We start from the raw sequence: 17,573 nt of genomic DNA, 5'->3' as shown, positions 1-17,573 counted from the left end.
CATTTTTTACACACTTGTTAATTCACGCCATGCCCCGTCTTTTTTGTTCCTTATTTTCGAACCCCAGTTACGCTACCGACACGAGTTTCAACGCCCCTTTACTTACTTTCGTGCAAGAACGCTCGAAGTGATAACACCTTGGTAAATACCCTCTATTTCTTTGCTGCATAGGGAAACACTTCCTTTTCGATGCGCAGAACTCTACAATTAACTAACAATTCATCATTCACACGCTAGCTGTGAAATGCGCAGGGATTTGCAATGGCAGATTTGTTTATGCAGGCACTCGAACTCATGCTCGCGGGCATGGGTGTTGTCTTTCTATTTCTTTGTGTGCTGACTGGGGCTGTGATGTTGCTGACGCGACTATGCCCTGAGCCGATGAAGATGACAGCGCCATCAAATCCACCACCTGAAGATCACGCAAACTCTCAGGCAAGTAAGCTTGCCGCCGTTACCGTTGCGGTTCAAAAATATCGCCATGCACGAGGACGTGCAGACCAATCAGAGGACTAAGTTATGGCCAAGCCGTTATTGTTGACAGAATTGGTGCTGCGCGATGCGCACCAGTCGTTGCTGGCAACGCGTTTACGACTCGACGACATGCTTCCGATGGCAGAAAAGCTCGATAAGGCCGGATACTGGTCGATGGAAACTTGGGGTGGGGCAACGTTTGATGCCTGTATTCGCTATTTGGGCGAAGATCCCTGGGAGCGCTTACGTGAACTGAAAAAAGCAATGCCTAATACCCGTCAGCAAATGTTGCTCCGGGGGCAGAACCTTTTGGGTTATCGCCATTACGCTGATGATGTGGTGAAACGCTTCGTAGAGCGGGCGCGCGAAAACGGCGTGGACGTATTCCGAATTTTCGATGCCATGAATGATGTGCGTAACTTAAAGACCGCTATTGAAGCCACCATTGCCAATGATGGACATGCGCAAGGCACGTTATCTTACACGGTGAGCCCAGTGCATACGTTGGAAAAGTGGGTAGATATGGCCTTGGAGATGGAATCCATGGGCTGTCACTCTATTTGTATTAAAGATATGGCCGGATTACTGCGCCCTTACGATGCTGAAGAATTAATTGGTGCCTTAAAGAAGAATCTTAAGGTACCTGTCGCGATGCAATGTCATGCGACCACGGGGCTGAGTACCGCCACCTATCAAAAAGCCATTGATGCGGGCATTGATATGCTCGATACGGCGATATCTTCCATGAGTATGACCTACGGTCACACTGCCACCGAAACCGTCGTGGCGATGGTTGAGGGCACTGAACGAGACACCGGCATCGCTCTGACCGATTTAGATGAAATAGCGGCGTACTTCCGAGGAATACGGCGCAAATATGCGCGCTTTGAAGGATCACTTAAAGGTATTGACGCGCGCATCTTGGTGGCGCAAGTGCCAGGCGGTATGCTCACTAATATGGAAAACCAGCTGCGCGAGCAAAAAGCGCTGGATAAATTTGACCAAGTACTGGAGGAAATTCCTCGAGTACGAGAAGATTTAGGGTTTATTCCACTGGTCACGCCCACCTCACAAATTGTCGGTACCCAAGCCGTATTGAATGTGCTCACGGGAGAGCGCTATAAATCCGTCTCGAAAGAAACTGCAGGTGTATTGAAAGGTGAGTATGGCGCCACTGCGGCACCAGTGAATAAAGAACTCCAGAAAACTGTGCTCGGTGACGCTGAGCCTATTACTTGTCGGCCCGCAGACTTGTTGGAGAACGAACTCGACAAATTAACCGATGAGTTGACCGGTATTGCCAAAGACGAATCCATTACCTTGGCGGATGCCAAAGTAGATGATGTACTGACCTATGCGCTGTTTCCGCAAATTGGCCTGAAATTTTTGAAAAACCGCGGTAACCCAGATGCATTTGAGCCTGCCCCAAGCATGGAAACGGATCGTCCAGTACCTAAGGCGGAAACCGGTGACAACAGTATCGAGCGCTACGATGTATGTATTTCTGGTGAATGCTTCTCGGTAGAAGTCGGCCCGGATGGTAGCTTGCGAGCATCACAAACCGCAGAGAAACAAGAAGGCGCAAAAGAAGCATCTAAGCCGAGTACACCAAGTAAGCCAAGCTCGGGAGACACCCGCCCCGTGAACGCGCCTTTATCTGGAAATTTATGGAAATACCAAGTGAAACCTGGAGATCACGTTAAGTCGGGCGATGTGGTGGTCATTCTTGAGGCCATGAAGATGGAAACGGAAGTGCGTACAGACAAAGACGGTGTTGTTGCTGAATTGACTGCACGTGAAGGCGATAGTGTGATTTCAGGCGATGTTCTCTTAACTCTCGAGGGAGCCAAGTAGTATGGAAACATGGCTAACCTTGTGGCAGAGCACGGGGCTTTCGGCAATGAGCCTTGGCGCCTTGCTGATGATCGTCGTGGGTTTGGTACTCGTGTACCTTGCCATCGTGCATAAATTTGAGCCACTGTTGCTGCTACCGATCGGTTTTGGTGCAGTACTGACCAATATTCCATTGGCGGGCATGAATGAAGCTGGTGGTGTGCTCTATGCATTCTATGAAGTGGGTATTGCCACCGGTATTTTCCCACTCCTGATATTCTTAGGGGTGGGGGCCATGACCGACTTTAGTGCCTTACTAGCAAACCCACGTATGTTGTTACTTGGGGCCGCAGCCCAATTTGGCATCTTTGCGACCTTGATAGGGGCCATTGCTCTTAATTGGGTGCCGGGAGTGGAGTTTACTATCCAGCAAGCGGCGGCAATTGCCATTATTGGTGGCGCTGATGGCCCTACCGCGATTTATCTTAGTTCACAGTTAGCGCCAGAGCTATTGGGTGCCATTGCCGTGGCAGCCTATTCGTATATGGCGTTAGTGCCTGTGTTGCAGCCGCCGATCATGCGCCTGCTGACTAGCAAGAAAGAGCGGGCAATTAAAATGGAGCAACTCAAGCCCGTATCAAAGCGGGCGAAGATCTTATTTCCATTGTTGGTGTTGCTGTTAACCGTATTGTTGTTACCGACAGCCGCACCCCTAGTCGGAATGTTGTGCTTGGGTAACCTCATGCGTGAATCTGGTGTGGTAGAACGTCTGAGTAAGTCAGCACAAAATGAGTTAATTAATTTAGTGACTATCTTTCTTGGTCTTGCGGTTGGGGCACAATTAACGGCGAGTTCATTTCTCACCATTGAAACCTTAGGTATTTTGGTGCTCGGGGCTATGGCGTTTGTGTTTGGTACTGCCGCAGGTATTCTTATGGCCAAATTACTGAATGTATTTAGTAAACAGCCAATCAATCCATTGATTGGTGCCGCAGGCGTGTCTGCGGTGCCGATGGCGGCACGCGTAGTCAACAAAGAAGGGTTGCGTGCGGATCAGCATAACTTCCTTCTGATGCACGCTATGGGGCCGAATGTGGCAGGCGTTCTCGGTTCGGCTGTTGCGGCAGGGATTCTCTTGGCTCTTGCTGGATAAACAAACCATGGTGTGGTGATTCACAGGTTAGTGAGCCACCACATCATGGCATAAAATGCGGCAATCACGCCGCTCACAATCAAAATATACTTATACCCCTGAATACCGTCACGTACGCGGTAGCCATTGATTTGCAACCATAGTGTCCATAGCAAAATGAGTACGAGTGGGATCAGGAACAAAAATCGAATCATGGTCGCGATATCCTCTTAACTTTCTTGGTCTTCGGTACTGTGTAAGTCTTGAATGGCTTGTTCGACAGAATCGAGTAACGATTCTAGGCCTGTGATCTCATCAGCCACTAGGCCCACATCCCGTTCTACTACCGCATTCTCAAGTGTACCTGCTTTTTTGGTCAGCGCTGTTAACCCTAAATTGGCGGCAGCACCTTTGAGTGAGTGGAAATAGCGTCGAGCTTCATCATGTTGTCCACGACTAATAAACTTAGAAACTTTAATCGCGCTGCCACGGTAGCTGCTCACCAATTGCTCCAGTAAGCGGACATACAGAGTGACATTATGATTCAGTCGCTGCAACGCTTGCTCTAAGTCCATGCCTTTGATTTGCGGGTAACGCCGCGCTTGCGGCGTTGTTAAAGGCGCGATCTCTGGCTCAGAGGCGGGGCCGGCGTTCGAGTAGGGCCCCGCAATAGCCCATTTACTGATTTGTGCGAGCAGTAGTTGCTCATCAATGGGTTTGGGGATATGCCCTTGCATACCAGCGGCTAAAGAACGTTCTGCATCGCCACTCATGGCATTCGCAGTCATTGCCACAATAGGTAACTGTTGGTAACTGTAAAATTGCCGGATAGCTTCGGCGGCGCGGTAGCCGTCCAATACTGGCATCTGAATATCCATCAGTATCAGCGCGTAAGACTTCTCTCGAACCTTCTGCACGGCTACCTCGCCATTTTCGGCGATATCAACGCGGAAGCCGTGCCCTGTTAGCATTTCTTTGGCCACGTGCTGGTTAATTTCATTGTCTTCTACCACAAGCAGTGGCGCACCTTGCAGGTTCTTCGGGATCAGACTGGACTTATTTTCAGACTCTGCAGCGACACGCGCGCCAAACAATGCAGAGGTCATCACTCGGGCCAGTGTTGCTGTAGTGTAAGGCTTTGTAATGAAGTCGTCGGTACCCACGATGCGTGCCTTTTCGGCCAGTTCTTCGGCGTAATAGCCCGTGGCCAGAATCATTCTGGGTTGGAACGCTTTAGGAAGCTTCTCTTTGACTTGTTCAACTAATGCAAGGCCGTCCATGCCGGGTAGCCGCCAATCCACCAGAACAAGCTGGAAGGGCTGCTCTGTTGCGATACCTTCTTGCAGTTTGCGTAATGCTTGTTCCGCGCTGTGACAGGTATGGGCGTCCATATGATAGGAACGCAAGGTTTCTTTGAGCATTTCCCGGGTACTGGTGTTGTCGTCTACCGCCAGAACACGGACGCCACTTAAGCGTTGCATCAACAATTGATGGTGCGAGCAGTCTTGGCTTTCTTGTATCGGCAATACCAATTCAATAAAGAAGTTCGAACCTTGACCAGGGCTACTGCTGACCCCGATATCCCCTTGCATAAGGGTAACCAAACGCTTGGAAATCGTAAGTCCTAAGCCGGTCCCACCAAATTTACGTGTGGTGGATGAGTCTGCTTGCGTAAATGCTTGAAACAGCTGAGCTGATTGTTCAGGGGTCATGCCCATTCCTGTGTCTTTCACTTCAATACGCAACCAGACTTTCTCGTCGCTTTGATCCAAGAGAGTACAGGACACGTTGATTTCGCCGTCGTCGGTAAACTTGATGGCGTTGCTTACCAAATTGATGAGTACCTGCTGTAAGCGCAGTGGATCGCCCACTAAGAGTGTTGGAATATTCGCCGGCAGGTTGATTATAAACTCGAGCCCTTTGTCGTAGGCTTTATAAGCAAACATGTCTGCGAGAGTGCCGAGCACTTCATCAAGGTCAAAAGGAATACGCTCTATAGTGAGTTTGTTGGCTTCAATTTTGGAGAAGTCGAGAATGTCGTTGATGACACCAAGCAAGGCTTGCGACGATGAATCGATGACCTTGATATAGCGTTGCTGCTTGTCGCTAAGCTCGGTTTTCATGGCAAGGTTTGCCATGCCAACAATGGCATTGATGGGGGTGCGAATTTCATGACTCATATTGGCGAGAAAGTCACTTTTTGCTAAGTTGGCCGCTTCCGCATCGGCTCGTGCTTTTTCCGCACTTTCTCGCGCTTGAGACATTTCTTCAGAAGCACGTTTAATACTGGAAATATCATAATAGCTGCCCAAAACACCGACAATCTGTCCTTGCTCATCGTAGAGGGGCACACTGGAGTGTTCTACCCAGCGGGTTTGCGCTTCGGCAAGGCTTAAGTTTAATTGCATTTCTTGGTTACACGCAGCACTGCGCAGAGAGAAGGTTTGTAAGTCTCGGGCACGTAACCCTGAATTCGCGTTTAGCTCGGGGATATCTTCATCCCGTAAACCGCGGATATCGTCGATGTTAAAGTCTTTGAGGAAGCCAGGATTCGCGCCAATAAAACGCATGTCCCGATCTCGCCAATATACGCGAATAGGAAGGTCATTAAATACATGCTGAAGCAATTGTGTATTTACTTCGGAAAAGCCGAGATCGGTTTCGGAAGATGTGGTTGAATCCAAATGTGGTTTACTGTTTTCTGTTCGATTTTTGTGATGAAAGCGCCAGTGAAATATCGCCAGCAAAAGTACCGCAATCGTGGGGATCAAATGCCAAGGCGCTGGCAGCCACAAGAGCAAAACCACAGCGGTAACGAGCAATCCGCCAAAATAGCGATGAATACACTGATTTAACTGATGAATTCGTTCGTTCAAAGTGCTTCCCTTACGCTGCTTTTTTCAACCGAATGTGGCACACTAGCCACATCATAACAGACAATTATCGGGATGTAGCCTTGTCAATTCTGCTATCCGCATCTTTAGAGCAGCTCCGTAACGCCGAGGGGCGCCACGCTTTACGTACAATGAATCGCGGCATCGAGCGAGAGTGTTTGCGCATTACGGCGGAAGGGCGCCTTGCTACAACGCCTCATCCACAGGCGCTGGGCTCTAAATTAACCCATCCCCTGATTACCACCGACTATGCCGAAGCGCTGCTTGAATTTATCACACCGGTAGAAACCGATATTGAGACCACCTTGGCGCAATTGCGCGACATTCACCGGGCGACTTATCAAGCCCTCGGTAACGAGCTGCTCTGGCCGTTAAGTATGCCGTGCTACCTCAATGATGTGACTGATATTGAACTGGCAAATTATGGCTCCTCACATATCGGCCGGATGAAAACCACCTATCGGCAAGGTTTGACCCATCGGTATGGGGCCGTGATGCAAACCATCTCCGGCGTGCACTTTAATTGGTCGGTCAGTGATGCGTTGTGGGATCTGCTCGCTCAGCGTAATGACACAGTCAATAATATAGCGTTTCGTTCGCAAGCCTATTTTGGTCTGCTGCGAAATTTCAAACGGTGGGCGTGGGTGATCCCGTATTTATTTGGTGCCTCGCCGGTGCTGTGCAAATCATTTTTGCAACACAGCAATGCCGATCTGGATTTTAGAGAGTTGGGCGGGGGAATGGTGTATGTGCCATACGCAACGTCGTTGCGTATGAGTGACCTTGGTTACACCAACAAAGAACAAGCAGCACTGAAGATCACCTATAACTCCCTTGAAGCTTATATTGAAGGGTTGCGAAATGCCGTGTTTACGCGTTCCGAGCAGTTTGCTGGGATTGGAATTCGCGAAGGCGATCACTGGCTACAACTGAACGATAATATCCTGCAAATTGAAAACGAATTCTATTCACCCATACGCCCTAAACGCGTCGCAGAGTCGGGGGAAACACCTACGCAGGCGCTCGAACGGGGTGGGGTGCAGTATATAGAAGTGCGTGCAGTGGATGTAAATCCTTATTCGTCAGTTGGAATTACCGCAGACCAAATGCGCTTTCTCGATCTTTTCTTGCTCTACTGCTTATTGAGCGAAAGCCCACCCTTGCCCTATGAGCAACAGCGTATTACAGAACAGAATGTAAACCGGATCGTATTGCGTGGACGAGAGCCTGGACTCACCTTGGTAGATGAGTCCGGCGAGTCTAGTGTGCGTGAACGTCTGCAATTTCTCTTCGGCGAACTCAAAGAAATCGCAAACTTACTTGACCAAAACCCGAAAGATTCGGTTAATACCCAGAACGAAGGGGATTATCAACGTGTGCTAGAAGCCTTTGCACCCACGATTGATGATCCAGAGCAGACCTTATCAGCTCGGGTGCTCAAGGATTATCAGGGTGCGGTAAAGGCGTTCCAGCAATTAGGTTTAGGCCTCGCCAATCAATACAAGCAAGAGTTGCTAGAAACGCCATTCGAGCACTACAGTGCGGAAATATTCGCAGCTATGGCAGAGCAATCGCGTCACGAGCAAGCGGATATTGAAGCGGCAGACAAGGGTAGTTACGAAGATTTTCTCGCGGGATATTTCAACCGTGCGCTAATAAAAAAAACGCGCCTAAAAGGCGCGTAAAGTGATTCTTACCAGGGGATAACATGAAATGAATCTTGCATGTACTCAATCAGAGCCAACATTGGAAAAAAAGTTTCATTCATCGCGAAAAAAAGTTTTTCTACGTTTAGGAATTTTGGTTCTCACGGCGATGCTTACCGCCGGCTGTGCCACATCGCCGCCCCGGGAGCCGGAAAACATTTGCGAGATATTTGAAGAGCATCGCTCCTGGTGGCGTGCCGCGAAGTCTATGGAAAAAGAATGGGGCGTTCCCATTCACGTGCCCATGGCGATCATGTATCAAGAAAGTTCATTCCGTGCCCGTGCGCAACCACCGCGCCGCTATATACTCGGCTTTATCCCCTGGGGTCGCATGAGTGATGCCTACGGTTACGCGCAAGCCAAAACCATGACCTGGGATGATTACATCAAGGAAACTGGAAATCGCCGTGCTCGCCGCGACAAATTTGGCGACGCTATCGACTTTATCGGCTGGTACGTTGATAAAACGCATCGTATCAATGGCGTGTCGAAATACGATGCCTATGCTCAATATCTGAATTATCACGAAGGTTGGGGTGGCTATCAACGCCGTACCCATAACCAGAAAGGTTGGCTACTCGAAGTCGCCCGCCGAGTTGACTCACGGTCGAATCGGTATGCGCAGCAGTTGAATGAGTGTAGAAGTAAGCTTAACCGAGGATGGCTCCGCCGCCTTCTGTTCTAGCTCTGGCTCTGGCTTGTCCGGCATCACCACTAGCTGCGTTACCGACCTCACTCACTCGGTCACGTACTTTATGTACGCTCCCTCGCTCGATTCGGCCGGTGCCTTGCTATTGGCGCGCCGGCCTGCGCTTCTAGCTCTGGCTTGTCAGAAAGCCTCTATGGCTGCGTTATAATTAAAGCTCAATCGGTTACGTACCATTTAGGTACGCGCCCTCAATCGCTTCAATTATGCCTTGCCCTAGAGGTTTCTGCCTGCGCTTCGGGGTTCTGGCTTGTCAGAAAGCCTCTATGGCTGCGTTATAATTAAAGCTCAATCGGTTACGTACCATTTAGGTACGCGCCCTCAATCGCTTCAATTATGCCTTGCCCTAGAGGTTTCTGCCTGCGCTTCTGGCTCTGGCTTGTCAGAAAGCTCCGATAGCTGCGTTATAATCAGCCCTCAATCGGTTACATACCATCAAGGTATGCTCCCTCAATCGGCCTGATTATGCCTTGCTCTCGAAGTTTCTGCCTGCGCTTCCAGTTGGGTGGTAGCTGGTCTTTGTTAGGGCGTCCGAGGCATGGATGCCGAGGCCGATTTGTTACTTTTCCGCGGCGATTTGAATCTGGGAGAAAGCTTTAGCTTCAGAGGGTGTGCGTGGCATGGATGCCGCGCCCAAGCCCCCAAGGAAGGGTTCACGGCGTCCCTCAGAAGCTAAAGCTTTCTCGCAGAACACCAAAGCGCCTATTTCTTGCGTTTGCGTTTGGCTTTGGGCTGGATGCGAACTTTCTCTACGCGGTTATCGGTGACTTCGAGGATTTCGATTCCGTATCCTTTGATTTTGATACACATCGGATTTCCGGGGATATCACCAAACTCTTCGATAATCAGGCCATTCAACGTTTTTGGGCCGTCAATAGGTAAGCTGATTTTCAGTTCTTTATTCAAATCCCGTAAGTTCACGGTGCCTTCTACGAGGAAGCTACCATCCGCTTGGCGGGTGACATGTTCGTGGGGTTGACCGCCGATCGTGGTGGTGAAGTCGCCCACGATTTCCTCGAGCAAATCTTCAAGCGTAACCAAGCCCTGAATGTCGCCGTATTCGTCGACGACTAAGCCAATGCGCTCTTTATTATGCTGAAACTTAATCAGCTGAACACTGAGTGCCGTGCCTTCTGGAATAAAGTAAATATCCCGCGCGGCGCGTACTAATGAAGCTTTGTCAGGCTCGGCATGATGGCGGGTGAGTAAGCGCAGCATATCCCGGGCATGCAAAAAGCCAATGGCATCGTCGATTTCGCCACGATAGAGCAATACCAAGGTGTGTTGCATATTGCTTAAGTGCTTAATAATAAGTGGTAAATCGTCGTTAATGTCAATGGCTGCAATTTCATTGCGGGGAATCATAATGTCGTCTACCGACACCTTCTCTAGATCTAAAATACTCAGCAGCATTTCTTGGTGACGGGATGGAATTAACGAGCCCGCTTCATGCACTACAGTGCGTAACTCTTCCGCGGTGAGGGTATCTTTTTTTGCCGCATTGGGGTTGATGCCCATCAACTTCATCATGTTGTTGGTGATAAAGTTCACGGTCGCCACTAAGGGATAGAATATTTTCATCAGTGGATTGAGTACCACTGAACTTGGGAATGCGACGCGCTCGGGGTGAAGTGCGGCAATCGTTTTTGGCGTGACTTCCGCAAATATGAGGATGACTAAGGTTAGGACGAGCGTGGCGACAGCAATCCCGTAATCACCGTACAAGCGTAGACCAATGATGGTGGCAATGGCTGAGGCTGCGATATTAACAAGATTGTTTCCGATTAGGATAAGACCAATCAGGCGATCTGGACGCTCAAGCATTTGCGCTACGCGCTTCGCTGATTTGTTACCGCTTTGGGCAAGGTGGCGAAGTTTGTACCGATTTACCGACATCATGCCGGTTTCGGAGCCGGAAAAGTAACCTGATATAAGTATCAGGATGATAAGTACGATAAATAACGTACTCGTCGCTATGTCGTCCAAAAGATAACCCTATGTTGTGGCCTAAGACTCCTAATGTAGGGGCGCGCCCTGTGAAGTCAAGGATAAAATTGTTTCCAACGCGTTTTCTGGCGCGTTGATGTGGTTGTGGAATGGGCACTTCTGGTTCAGTTGGGCTCGCAGCTAACGCGGTGCGTTGGCTACGTGTTTAGCTAAGCTGAAAACGCAGGCCGAAACCCTATGTTAACGCGCTGCCCTGTGTATTGTTTACCCTAGTAAAATATCGCGAACAAAACGGCTGCCAAAATATCCCAGAATCAGCAGCGTGCTTGCTCCGATAGTGTAATACACCGCAAGACGACCACGTAAACCACGCCAGTAGTGAATAACCACTATCGAGCCGAAGCTAACCCAGGCAAGTAGCGACAAGATTGTTTTATGGAGTTGCCCAGTGGCGAACCAGTTATCTAAGTAGATAAACCCAACCACAATGGCGAGGGTCAGTAAGATGGTACCAGCAGTTAGCAGGCGGAAAAAATAGCGCTCAATAGACATCAAAGGCGGCAAGCGTTCAGACAATGCTTTAGCGCTGCGAGTTTTCAGCAAGCGATTCACATAGAGTAATTGAACCCCATAGAAAGTGGCTAAGGTGAGCAACGCAGATGCGAGTAGCGCCAAACTAATGTGCAGCGCAAATATGGGTGTCATATCCACGGGGCGACCCACATACGCGGGCACCAATGCCATGGCGATCAAACTCACGGCAGCAAGCGAAAAAATCGCCGGTCGTAACAACAAACTTGCCGGATGATCGCCTCGCAACGTGTTAAATAAGCTCAGTAGCCAAGTAATCATGGCCAAGGTGGTAAACAGGTTGAGATACACCAAGCCGTTTTCAGTAAACTGCAATGCCAGTACGGCAAAGTGGGTGAACAGTGCGACCACGCTCAGGGCGAGCGAGCGGCGCAGCATTCGATTGGGACCAGCCATACGCTGGCTAAGAATCACCGCGCCAGAGAGGTAGGCGACAATACTAATCACAGTAAGTGTGGTGAAGATCACGGGTCCTGATTCCTTGTGTCACATGTAATGAATGCTCAGTGGCCTTGATTTTTGTGCAGGTCACCCTCATTGCTGTTCTATCATAGGCGTCTGCATCGCCAAACCCAACCTTATTCCGTTATAATACCTGAAACTCTGCTGACAGGAAGATCGCATGTTTGAAAACCTGAGCGAACGATTAACGCAATCACTGAAAAATATCAGTGGGCGTGGTCGTCTTACCGAAGACAATATCAAAGATACCTTGCGTGAAGTGCGTATGGCGCTGCTTGAGGCGGATGTTGCGCTGCCGGTTGTAAAAGAATTTATAGCCAAGGTAAAAGAACGGGCCCTTGGCACGGAAGTAAATAAAAACCTGAACCCAGGCCAAGTGTTCGTCAAAATTGTGCAAACGGAACTGGAAGCGGCCATGGGAGAGGGCAATGCGCCTCTCGATTTAGCTACGCAACCGCCGGCAGTAATGATGATGGCGGGTCTGCAGGGGGCCGGTAAAACCACCTCAGTGGGCAAGTTAGCGCGGTTTTTAAAAGAGAAACAAAAGAAGAAAGTTCTCGTTGTGAGTGCCGATGTGTATCGCCCAGCGGCAATTGCGCAGCTTGAGCGTCTCGCAACAGATGTTGATGTAGAGTTCTTCCCGTCCACGGTTGAGCAGAAACCTGTGGATATCGCTAATGCGGCTATTGCTTATGCGAAGAAGAAGTTTATCGATGTCGTGCTCGTGGATACCGCCGGTCGCTTAGCCATCGACGAAGCCATGATGGACGAAATCAAAGCGCTCCATGCGGCCATAAATCCAATTGAAACCCTGTTTGTGGTCGACGCCATGACCGGTCAGGATGCGGCGAATACTGCGAAGGCCTTCGGTGAAGCCTTACCGTTAACGGGAATTATCTTAACCAAAGTGGATGGCGACTCTCGCGGTGGTGCAGCCCTGTCGATTCGCCATATTACCGGGAAGCCAATTAAGTTTTTAGGTGTTGGCGAAAAGAATGACGCTCTTGAACCATTCCATCCTGATCGTATTGCCTCGCGCATCTTGGGTATGGGCGATGTATTGTCACTGATTGAAGAAGTCGAAGCCAAAGTAGACCGAGATAAAGCAGAAAAAGTCGCCAAAAAGGTGATGAAAAGCGGGAAGTTCAGCCTTGAAGATTTCCGCGACCAACTCCAACAAATGCGTAGCATGGGCGGCATGATGGGGTTGATGGATAAGCTGCCTGGGATGGGGCAAATGGCCGGCAAGCTGCAAGGTCAGATGGATGACAAAACCACTGTTCGCATGGAAGCAATCATCAATTCGATGACGCCAAAAGAGCGCGAATATCCCGATATTATTAAAGGCTCACGCAAGCGCCGAATTGCCAGTGGCTCGGGTGTTCAAGTGCAAGATGTAAACAAACTTCTGAAGCAATTCACGCAAATGCAGAAGATGATGAAAAAGATGAAGGGCGGTGGTTTAGCCAAAATGATGCGGCAAATGGGTGGCAAGATGCCGCCGGGAATGTTTCCCGGACGCTGAAAAGCGCATTCTTTCTTGCATTTGCGGGGGAAATCCGTAGAATAATGCGGCCCCCTGATCTAGTGTCGGGCGGGATTCTTTAACCTTTGAAAACATTGAAAAAGTATAGAGGACGGTAATGGTAACCATTCGTTTACAACGTGGTGGCGCGAAAAAGCGTCCATTCTACCAAATGGTAGTTACCGACAGCCGGAACGCCCGTGATGGTCGTTTCATTGAAAATGTCGGTTTCTTTAACCCGGTAGCGCGTGGTCAGGAAGAGAAAGTACGTATTGATCTTAGCCGTGTTGATCACTGGTTAGGTCAAGGCGCGAACTTATCTGATCGTGTTGCTAAGTTGGTTAAAGACGCGCGTAAAGCTGCGTAAATACCTGGTGGTCAAACGCATATGACAGACTCTCAGCAGCATGATCATGTAGTACTCGGCACCATAGGTGCAGTTTACGGAATCAAAGGCTGGTTGCGGATTAACGCATACACTGAGAATCAAGAAGGCATTTTTGATTACACTCCGTGGCTCATCGGGCACAACGGAGACTGGCACAAGATCGAAGTCAGCCAATGGCGCTGGCATAATAACGGCCTTGTTGCCAAGTTCGCAGAGATTGACGACCGTGAGGCTGCTCAGCAGTTTACCGGAAAGGAAATCGCTGTAGTGGCAAGTGAATTGCCCGAACTGACTGACGATGAATTTTATTGGCGTGATTTAATTGGTTTGCGTGTCGTGAATACTGAAAACTACGACATGGGAACCGTGAATCACTTACTGCCAACCGTCGCGAATGATGTGTTGGTGGTGAATGCGAATCGTAATGATGCATTCGGTAAGCGCGAACGCCTGATTCCTTTTATCCAGTCACAATACATTGTGAAAGTAGATCAGGAAGCAGGGGTGATTACGGTAGACTGGCCAGCGGATTTCTAATGGCAGAACAGCTACACGTGGGTGTTGTCTCGTTATTTCCAGAGATGTTCACCGCGGTTACTGAATACGGCGTAACGCGCCGAGCGGTACAAGATGGTTTACTCAGTGTAACCCCTTGGAATCCTCGCGATTACGCTACCGACAAGCATCGCACCGTGGATGACCGCCCTTATGGTGGTGGCCCCGGAATGCTGATGATGGTCGCACCACTGCGAGCTGCAATTCAGGATGCCAAAGCGGGCATTCGGGAGCGAGCTGGCGTGGAGCCTCGTGTGATTTATTTATCGCCGCAAGGCCGTAAGTTGGATCAACAAGGGGTGCAGGAACTCTCGCAATATCGCGGTATTGTGTTAGTTGCTGGTCGTTACGAAGGCATTGATGAGCGCGTGATTGAAGCAGACATTGATGAGGAGTGGTCGATTGGAGATTTTGTACTCTCCGGTGGCGAACTCCCAGCCATGGTTCTGATTGATACTTTAGCGCGCGAAGTCCCGGGTGTATTGGGGCACCAAGATTCGGCTACAGAAGATTCTTTTGTGAACGGATTATTGGATTGTCCACATTATACGCGGCCAGAAATTCTCGACGGTAAACAGGTTCCACCAGTATTGCTGAGTGGTAACCACGAAGAAATACGCCGGTGGCGGTTGCAAGAGGCGCTTGGGCGCACCTGGCAACGGCGACCAGAATTATTAAATAACCTAGCTCTGACTGACGAGCAACTAAAACTCCTTGAGGCATATATTGCCGAACAGGAAAAGAAACTCGGGTAGTATATTCTAGGCGGAGATTATCATGGCTAAAGTGAACAAAAACATCTTAAAGCAAATCGAAGATGAGCAGCTCAAGCAAGACGTCCCAGGCTTCGCTCCTGGTGACACCGTTATCGTCAATGTAAAGGTTAAAGAAGGTGAGCGCGAGCGTATCCAGGCCTTTGAAGGCGTGGTGATTCGTAAGCGTAACCGTGGTCTGCACAGCGCATTTACTGTTCGTAAGATTTCGAACGGTGAAGGTGTTGAGCGTACGTTCCAAACGCACAGCCCGCTAATCGACAGCGTGACTGTTAAGCGTCGTGGTGCAGTTCGTCGTGCGAAACTGTACTACCTCCGTGAGCGTAGCGGTAAATCTGCGCGGATCAAAGAGAAGCTTAACTAAGCTTCCGATCCTGTTGGATCAAGAAAGGGCTTCCCATCGGGAGGCCCTTTTTTTTCGCTTCATTGTTATGCAATCGCCAGGTGAAGTACCCCCATAAATCATTGGCATCAATGGATGAGTTGGCTAGTATGGAGATTCTCATGTCAGATGCGCTGTAGAAGGATGCCATGGACCCTCGTTTAAATGCTTTACGTCAGGACATTGACGACACCGATTCGGAACTTGTACGTATCCTTGCCAAGCGCATGGATATCTCTCGTGCCATTGGCCAGTTGAAAAACGAGCTTGGACAGCCATTGTATGTGCCAGAGCGCGAAGCTGCGCTGATTCAAGCACGCCGCGACGAAGCGGAGTCTGTGGGAATTCCCGGCGATTTAATCGAAGATGTGCTGCGCAGAACCATGCGTGAATCGTATCAGCGGCAAAAGCATCAAGGCTTTCGTCGTGTAGGCAGTGGTGAACGACCGGTAGTCGTGATCGGTGGCCGAGGTGCGCTAGGTGGATTGTTTGTGCGGTGGTTTGAGTTGTCCAGTTATGGGGTTCACGTCATTGATCTGGATAATCAGCACGAAATCGACGCCGCAGTGCGTGATGCGGCGCTTGTGTTAATTGCAGTACCAGTGACGAAAACAGTCGGCGTTATCGAGCAGCTACCTAATCTTCCTGATGACTGTATTCTTGCAGATCTCACCTCAGTGAAACGTGAACCGCTTAATGCCATGTTAAGCAAGCACTCAGGCCCGGTGTTGGGCCTGCACCCGATGTTCGGCCCGTCGGTACCCACATTGGCAAAACAAACCATTTTGGTTGCGCCGGGCCGTGATGCTCAGGCCTCCCAGTGGCTCCTGGATCAATTTGCTATCTGGGGCACCCAACTGCATGAAATTAGCGCCGAGCAACACGATCAAGCGATGTCCATGATTCAAGTGATGCGTCACTTATCCACTTTCGTGTATGGCTACCACCTGAGTAAAGAAAACGCTGATCTCGAGCAGCTCCTAAGGTTAAGTTCACCGATTTATCGTTTAGAGCTCATGATGGTGGGGCGTTTGTTTGCTCAAAGCGGCGAGCTCTACGCGGATATTATTCTCTCCGATCAAGATAAGATGAAAATGGTCCGTCGCTACCTGAAACGCTTCGACGACATCATTCAACTGCTCGAAAGCGAAGGAAGGGAGGGCTTTATTCGCGAGTTTGAGAAGGTAGCACTATGGTTTGGGCCCCATGCGGAGGGGTTTTTGAGGGAGAGTATTAATCTACTACAACACACCTCCGACTCTCGGAGCTAGCTTGTCCGGCATCACCACTAGCTGCGTTACCGACCTCACTCACTCGGTCACGTACTTTATGTACGCTCCCTCACTCGATTCGGCCGGTGCCTTGCTATTGGCGCGCCGGCCTGCGCTTCGGGTTCGGTGGAGCTAGCTTGTCAGAAAGCTCCGATAGCTGCGTTATAATCAGCTCTCAATCGGTCACATACCATCAAGGTATGCTCCCTCAATCGAACTGATTATGCCTTGCTCTCGGAGTTTCTGCCTGCGCTTCGGGTTCGGTGGAGCTAGCTTGTCAGAAAGCTCCGATAGCTGCGTTATAATCAGCTCTCAATCGGTCACATACCATCAAGGTATGCTCCCTCAATCGAACTGATTATGCCTTGCTCTCGGAGTTTCTGCCTGCGCTTCTAGTTGGGTGGGGCTGGCTTGTCAGAAAGCCTCCACGTCGCGAAGTTTGTTACATACTCGGAGCCTGCGGCTAATGCGTGGGGCTAATTCTGCCTCTGGGCCTTTAACGGTCTCGAACCAACGCAGTGCGTTGGGTACGATTGAGGTAGATCTGGCTCGGTGCTGGGACAAGTCACGTGGGGGTGTGCGCGGCATGGATGCCGCGCCCAAGCCTACATGGATGTAAATACGGCGTCCCACACGGGGCTTTCTCAGCGCCGAGCCTTTCCCACCGCCCCCCGCCAACGCGGTGCGTTGGGTACGAGTGGAGTGGGTCTGGCACGGTGGTGAGATAAGTCACGTGGGGGTGTGCGCGGCATGGATGCCGCGCCCAAGCCTACATGGATGTAAATACGGCTTCCCCCACGGGGCTTTCCCAGCGCCGAGCCTTTCTCACCGCGGGCCGCCAACGCGGTGCGTTGGGCACGAGTGGAGTGGGTCTGGCACGGTGGTGAGATAAGTCACGTGGGGGTGTGCGCGGCATGGATGCCGCGCCCAAGCC

At 50.2% G+C, this 17,573-nt stretch carries 15 protein-coding genes; 11 read left to right on the top strand and 4 right to left on the bottom strand.

Annotated elements, in window-relative coordinates; genetic code table 11:
• The first annotated feature begins 261 nt into the window (after positions 1-261).
• Genes FM042_RS04200 through FM042_RS04190 form a run of 3 tightly spaced genes read left to right on the top strand, consistent with a single transcriptional unit; the run spans position 262 to position 3,460 of the window.
• Positions 262-516 (top strand): OadG family protein, encoded by a 255-nt coding sequence (locus tag FM042_RS04200; protein WP_143234642.1) that lies wholly within the window; start codon positions 262-264, stop codon positions 514-516.
• 3 nt (positions 517-519) lie between these two features.
• Positions 520-2,328, top strand: a complete 1,809-nt coding sequence (gene oadA, locus FM042_RS04195) for a sodium-extruding oxaloacetate decarboxylase subunit alpha (RefSeq protein ID WP_143234640.1) — start codon at positions 520-522, stop codon at positions 2,326-2,328.
• Position 2,329: 1 nt separating this feature from the next.
• Complete coding sequence (locus tag FM042_RS04190) at positions 2,330-3,460, top strand: sodium ion-translocating decarboxylase subunit beta (protein ID WP_143234638.1); 1,131 nt, start codon at positions 2,330-2,332, stop codon at positions 3,458-3,460.
• A gap of 20 nt (positions 3,461-3,480) precedes the next feature.
• Here FM042_RS04190 and FM042_RS11835 read toward each other — a convergent pair whose 3' ends face one another.
• Together FM042_RS11835 and FM042_RS04185 are read right to left on the bottom strand one after the other, a co-directional pair.
• Positions 3,481-3,654, bottom strand: a complete 174-nt coding sequence (locus FM042_RS11835; protein WP_185960695.1) for a hypothetical protein — start codon at positions 3,652-3,654, stop codon at positions 3,481-3,483.
• 15 nt (positions 3,655-3,669) lie between these two features.
• Entirely contained in the window at positions 3,670-6,315 is a 2,646-nt protein-coding gene (locus FM042_RS04185) for a response regulator (RefSeq protein WP_232366357.1), read from the bottom strand.
• Positions 6,316-6,395: 80 nt separating this feature from the next.
• Between FM042_RS04185 and gshA the strand changes: the two genes are divergently transcribed.
• Positions 6,396-8,018: a glutamate--cysteine ligase gene (gshA, locus tag FM042_RS04180; protein ID WP_232366356.1), complete on the top strand. Its 1,623-nt coding sequence runs from the start codon at positions 6,396-6,398 to the stop codon at positions 8,016-8,018.
• A gap of 28 nt (positions 8,019-8,046) precedes the next feature.
• Positions 8,047-8,724, top strand: a complete 678-nt coding sequence (locus FM042_RS04175; RefSeq protein WP_221931495.1) for a transglycosylase SLT domain-containing protein — start codon at positions 8,047-8,049, stop codon at positions 8,722-8,724.
• 723 nt (positions 8,725-9,447) lie between these two features.
• Here FM042_RS04175 and FM042_RS04170 read toward each other — a convergent pair.
• On the bottom strand, positions 9,448-10,731 hold the full coding sequence (locus tag FM042_RS04170) for an HlyC/CorC family transporter (protein WP_143234634.1): 1,284 nt from the start codon (positions 10,729-10,731) through the stop codon (positions 9,448-9,450).
• Positions 10,732-10,956: 225 nt separating this feature from the next.
• The gene (locus tag FM042_RS04165) at positions 10,957-11,751 is read right to left on the bottom strand and encodes a cytochrome C assembly family protein (RefSeq protein ID WP_143234632.1); all 795 of its coding nucleotides are present in this window, start codon (positions 11,749-11,751) and stop codon (positions 10,957-10,959) included.
• Positions 11,752-11,905: 154 nt separating this feature from the next.
• Between FM042_RS04165 and ffh the strand changes: the two genes are divergently transcribed.
• The 6 genes from ffh to tyrA all read left to right on the top strand — a co-directional run bounded on the left by ffh (position 11,906) and on the right by tyrA (position 16,639).
• A complete protein-coding gene (ffh, locus tag FM042_RS04160) occupies positions 11,906-13,270 on the top strand; it encodes a signal recognition particle protein (protein WP_143234630.1) in 1,365 nt (454 codons plus the stop codon).
• A 118-nt stretch (positions 13,271-13,388) separates the two neighbouring features.
• A complete protein-coding gene (rpsP, locus tag FM042_RS04155; RefSeq protein WP_143234627.1) occupies positions 13,389-13,637 on the top strand; it encodes a 30S ribosomal protein S16 in 249 nt (82 codons plus the stop codon).
• Positions 13,638-13,658: 21 nt separating this feature from the next.
• Positions 13,659-14,195 (top strand): ribosome maturation factor RimM, encoded by a 537-nt coding sequence (rimM, locus tag FM042_RS04150; RefSeq protein WP_143234624.1) that lies wholly within the window; start codon positions 13,659-13,661, stop codon positions 14,193-14,195.
• A complete protein-coding gene (trmD, locus tag FM042_RS04145) occupies positions 14,195-14,968 on the top strand; it encodes a tRNA (guanosine(37)-N1)-methyltransferase TrmD (protein ID WP_143234620.1) in 774 nt (257 codons plus the stop codon). Before rimM ends, trmD begins: the two co-directional genes overlap by 1 nt.
• A 22-nt stretch (positions 14,969-14,990) precedes the next feature.
• Positions 14,991-15,350 (top strand): 50S ribosomal protein L19, encoded by a 360-nt coding sequence (rplS, locus tag FM042_RS04140; RefSeq protein ID WP_143234617.1) that lies wholly within the window; start codon positions 14,991-14,993, stop codon positions 15,348-15,350.
• Positions 15,351-15,517: 167 nt separating this feature from the next.
• A complete protein-coding gene (gene tyrA / locus FM042_RS04135; protein ID WP_143234613.1) occupies positions 15,518-16,639 on the top strand; it encodes a bifunctional chorismate mutase/prephenate dehydrogenase in 1,122 nt (373 codons plus the stop codon).
• Positions 16,640-17,573: the final 934 nt, after the last annotated feature.

It is taken from the genome of Aliidiomarina halalkaliphila (assembly GCF_007096385.1).
Lineage (GTDB): Bacteria > Pseudomonadota > Gammaproteobacteria > Enterobacterales > Alteromonadaceae > Aliidiomarina > Aliidiomarina halalkaliphila.
The sequence above is the reverse complement of the archived record's forward strand: the minus strand, read 5'-3'. Positions and strand labels throughout refer to the sequence as shown.

What these genes read in the sequence shown, in the direction of transcription:
- rimM (WP_143234624.1), top strand. Translation starts at nt 13,659, where the DNA reads ATGACAGACTCTCAGCAGCATGATCATGTAGTACTCGGCACCATAGGT.
- FM042_RS04175 (WP_221931495.1), top strand. Translation starts at nt 8,047, where the DNA reads ATGAATCTTGCATGTACTCAATCAGAGCCAACATTGGAAAAAAAGTTT.
- tyrA (WP_143234613.1), top strand. Translation starts at nt 15,518, where the DNA reads ATGGACCCTCGTTTAAATGCTTTACGTCAGGACATTGACGACACCGAT.
- FM042_RS04200 (WP_143234642.1), top strand. Translation starts at nt 262, where the DNA reads ATGGCAGATTTGTTTATGCAGGCACTCGAACTCATGCTCGCGGGCATG.
- rplS (WP_143234617.1), top strand. Translation starts at nt 14,991, where the DNA reads ATGGCTAAAGTGAACAAAAACATCTTAAAGCAAATCGAAGATGAGCAG.
- FM042_RS04190 (WP_143234638.1), top strand. Translation starts at nt 2,330, where the DNA reads ATGGAAACATGGCTAACCTTGTGGCAGAGCACGGGGCTTTCGGCAATG.
- trmD (WP_143234620.1), top strand. Translation starts at nt 14,195, where the DNA reads ATGGCAGAACAGCTACACGTGGGTGTTGTCTCGTTATTTCCAGAGATG.
- FM042_RS11835 (WP_185960695.1), bottom strand. Translation starts at nt 3,654, where the DNA reads ATGATTCGATTTTTGTTCCTGATCCCACTCGTACTCATTTTGCTATGG.
- oadA (WP_143234640.1), top strand. Translation starts at nt 520, where the DNA reads ATGGCCAAGCCGTTATTGTTGACAGAATTGGTGCTGCGCGATGCGCAC.
- ffh (WP_143234630.1), top strand. Translation starts at nt 11,906, where the DNA reads ATGTTTGAAAACCTGAGCGAACGATTAACGCAATCACTGAAAAATATC.
- rpsP (WP_143234627.1), top strand. Translation starts at nt 13,389, where the DNA reads ATGGTAACCATTCGTTTACAACGTGGTGGCGCGAAAAAGCGTCCATTC.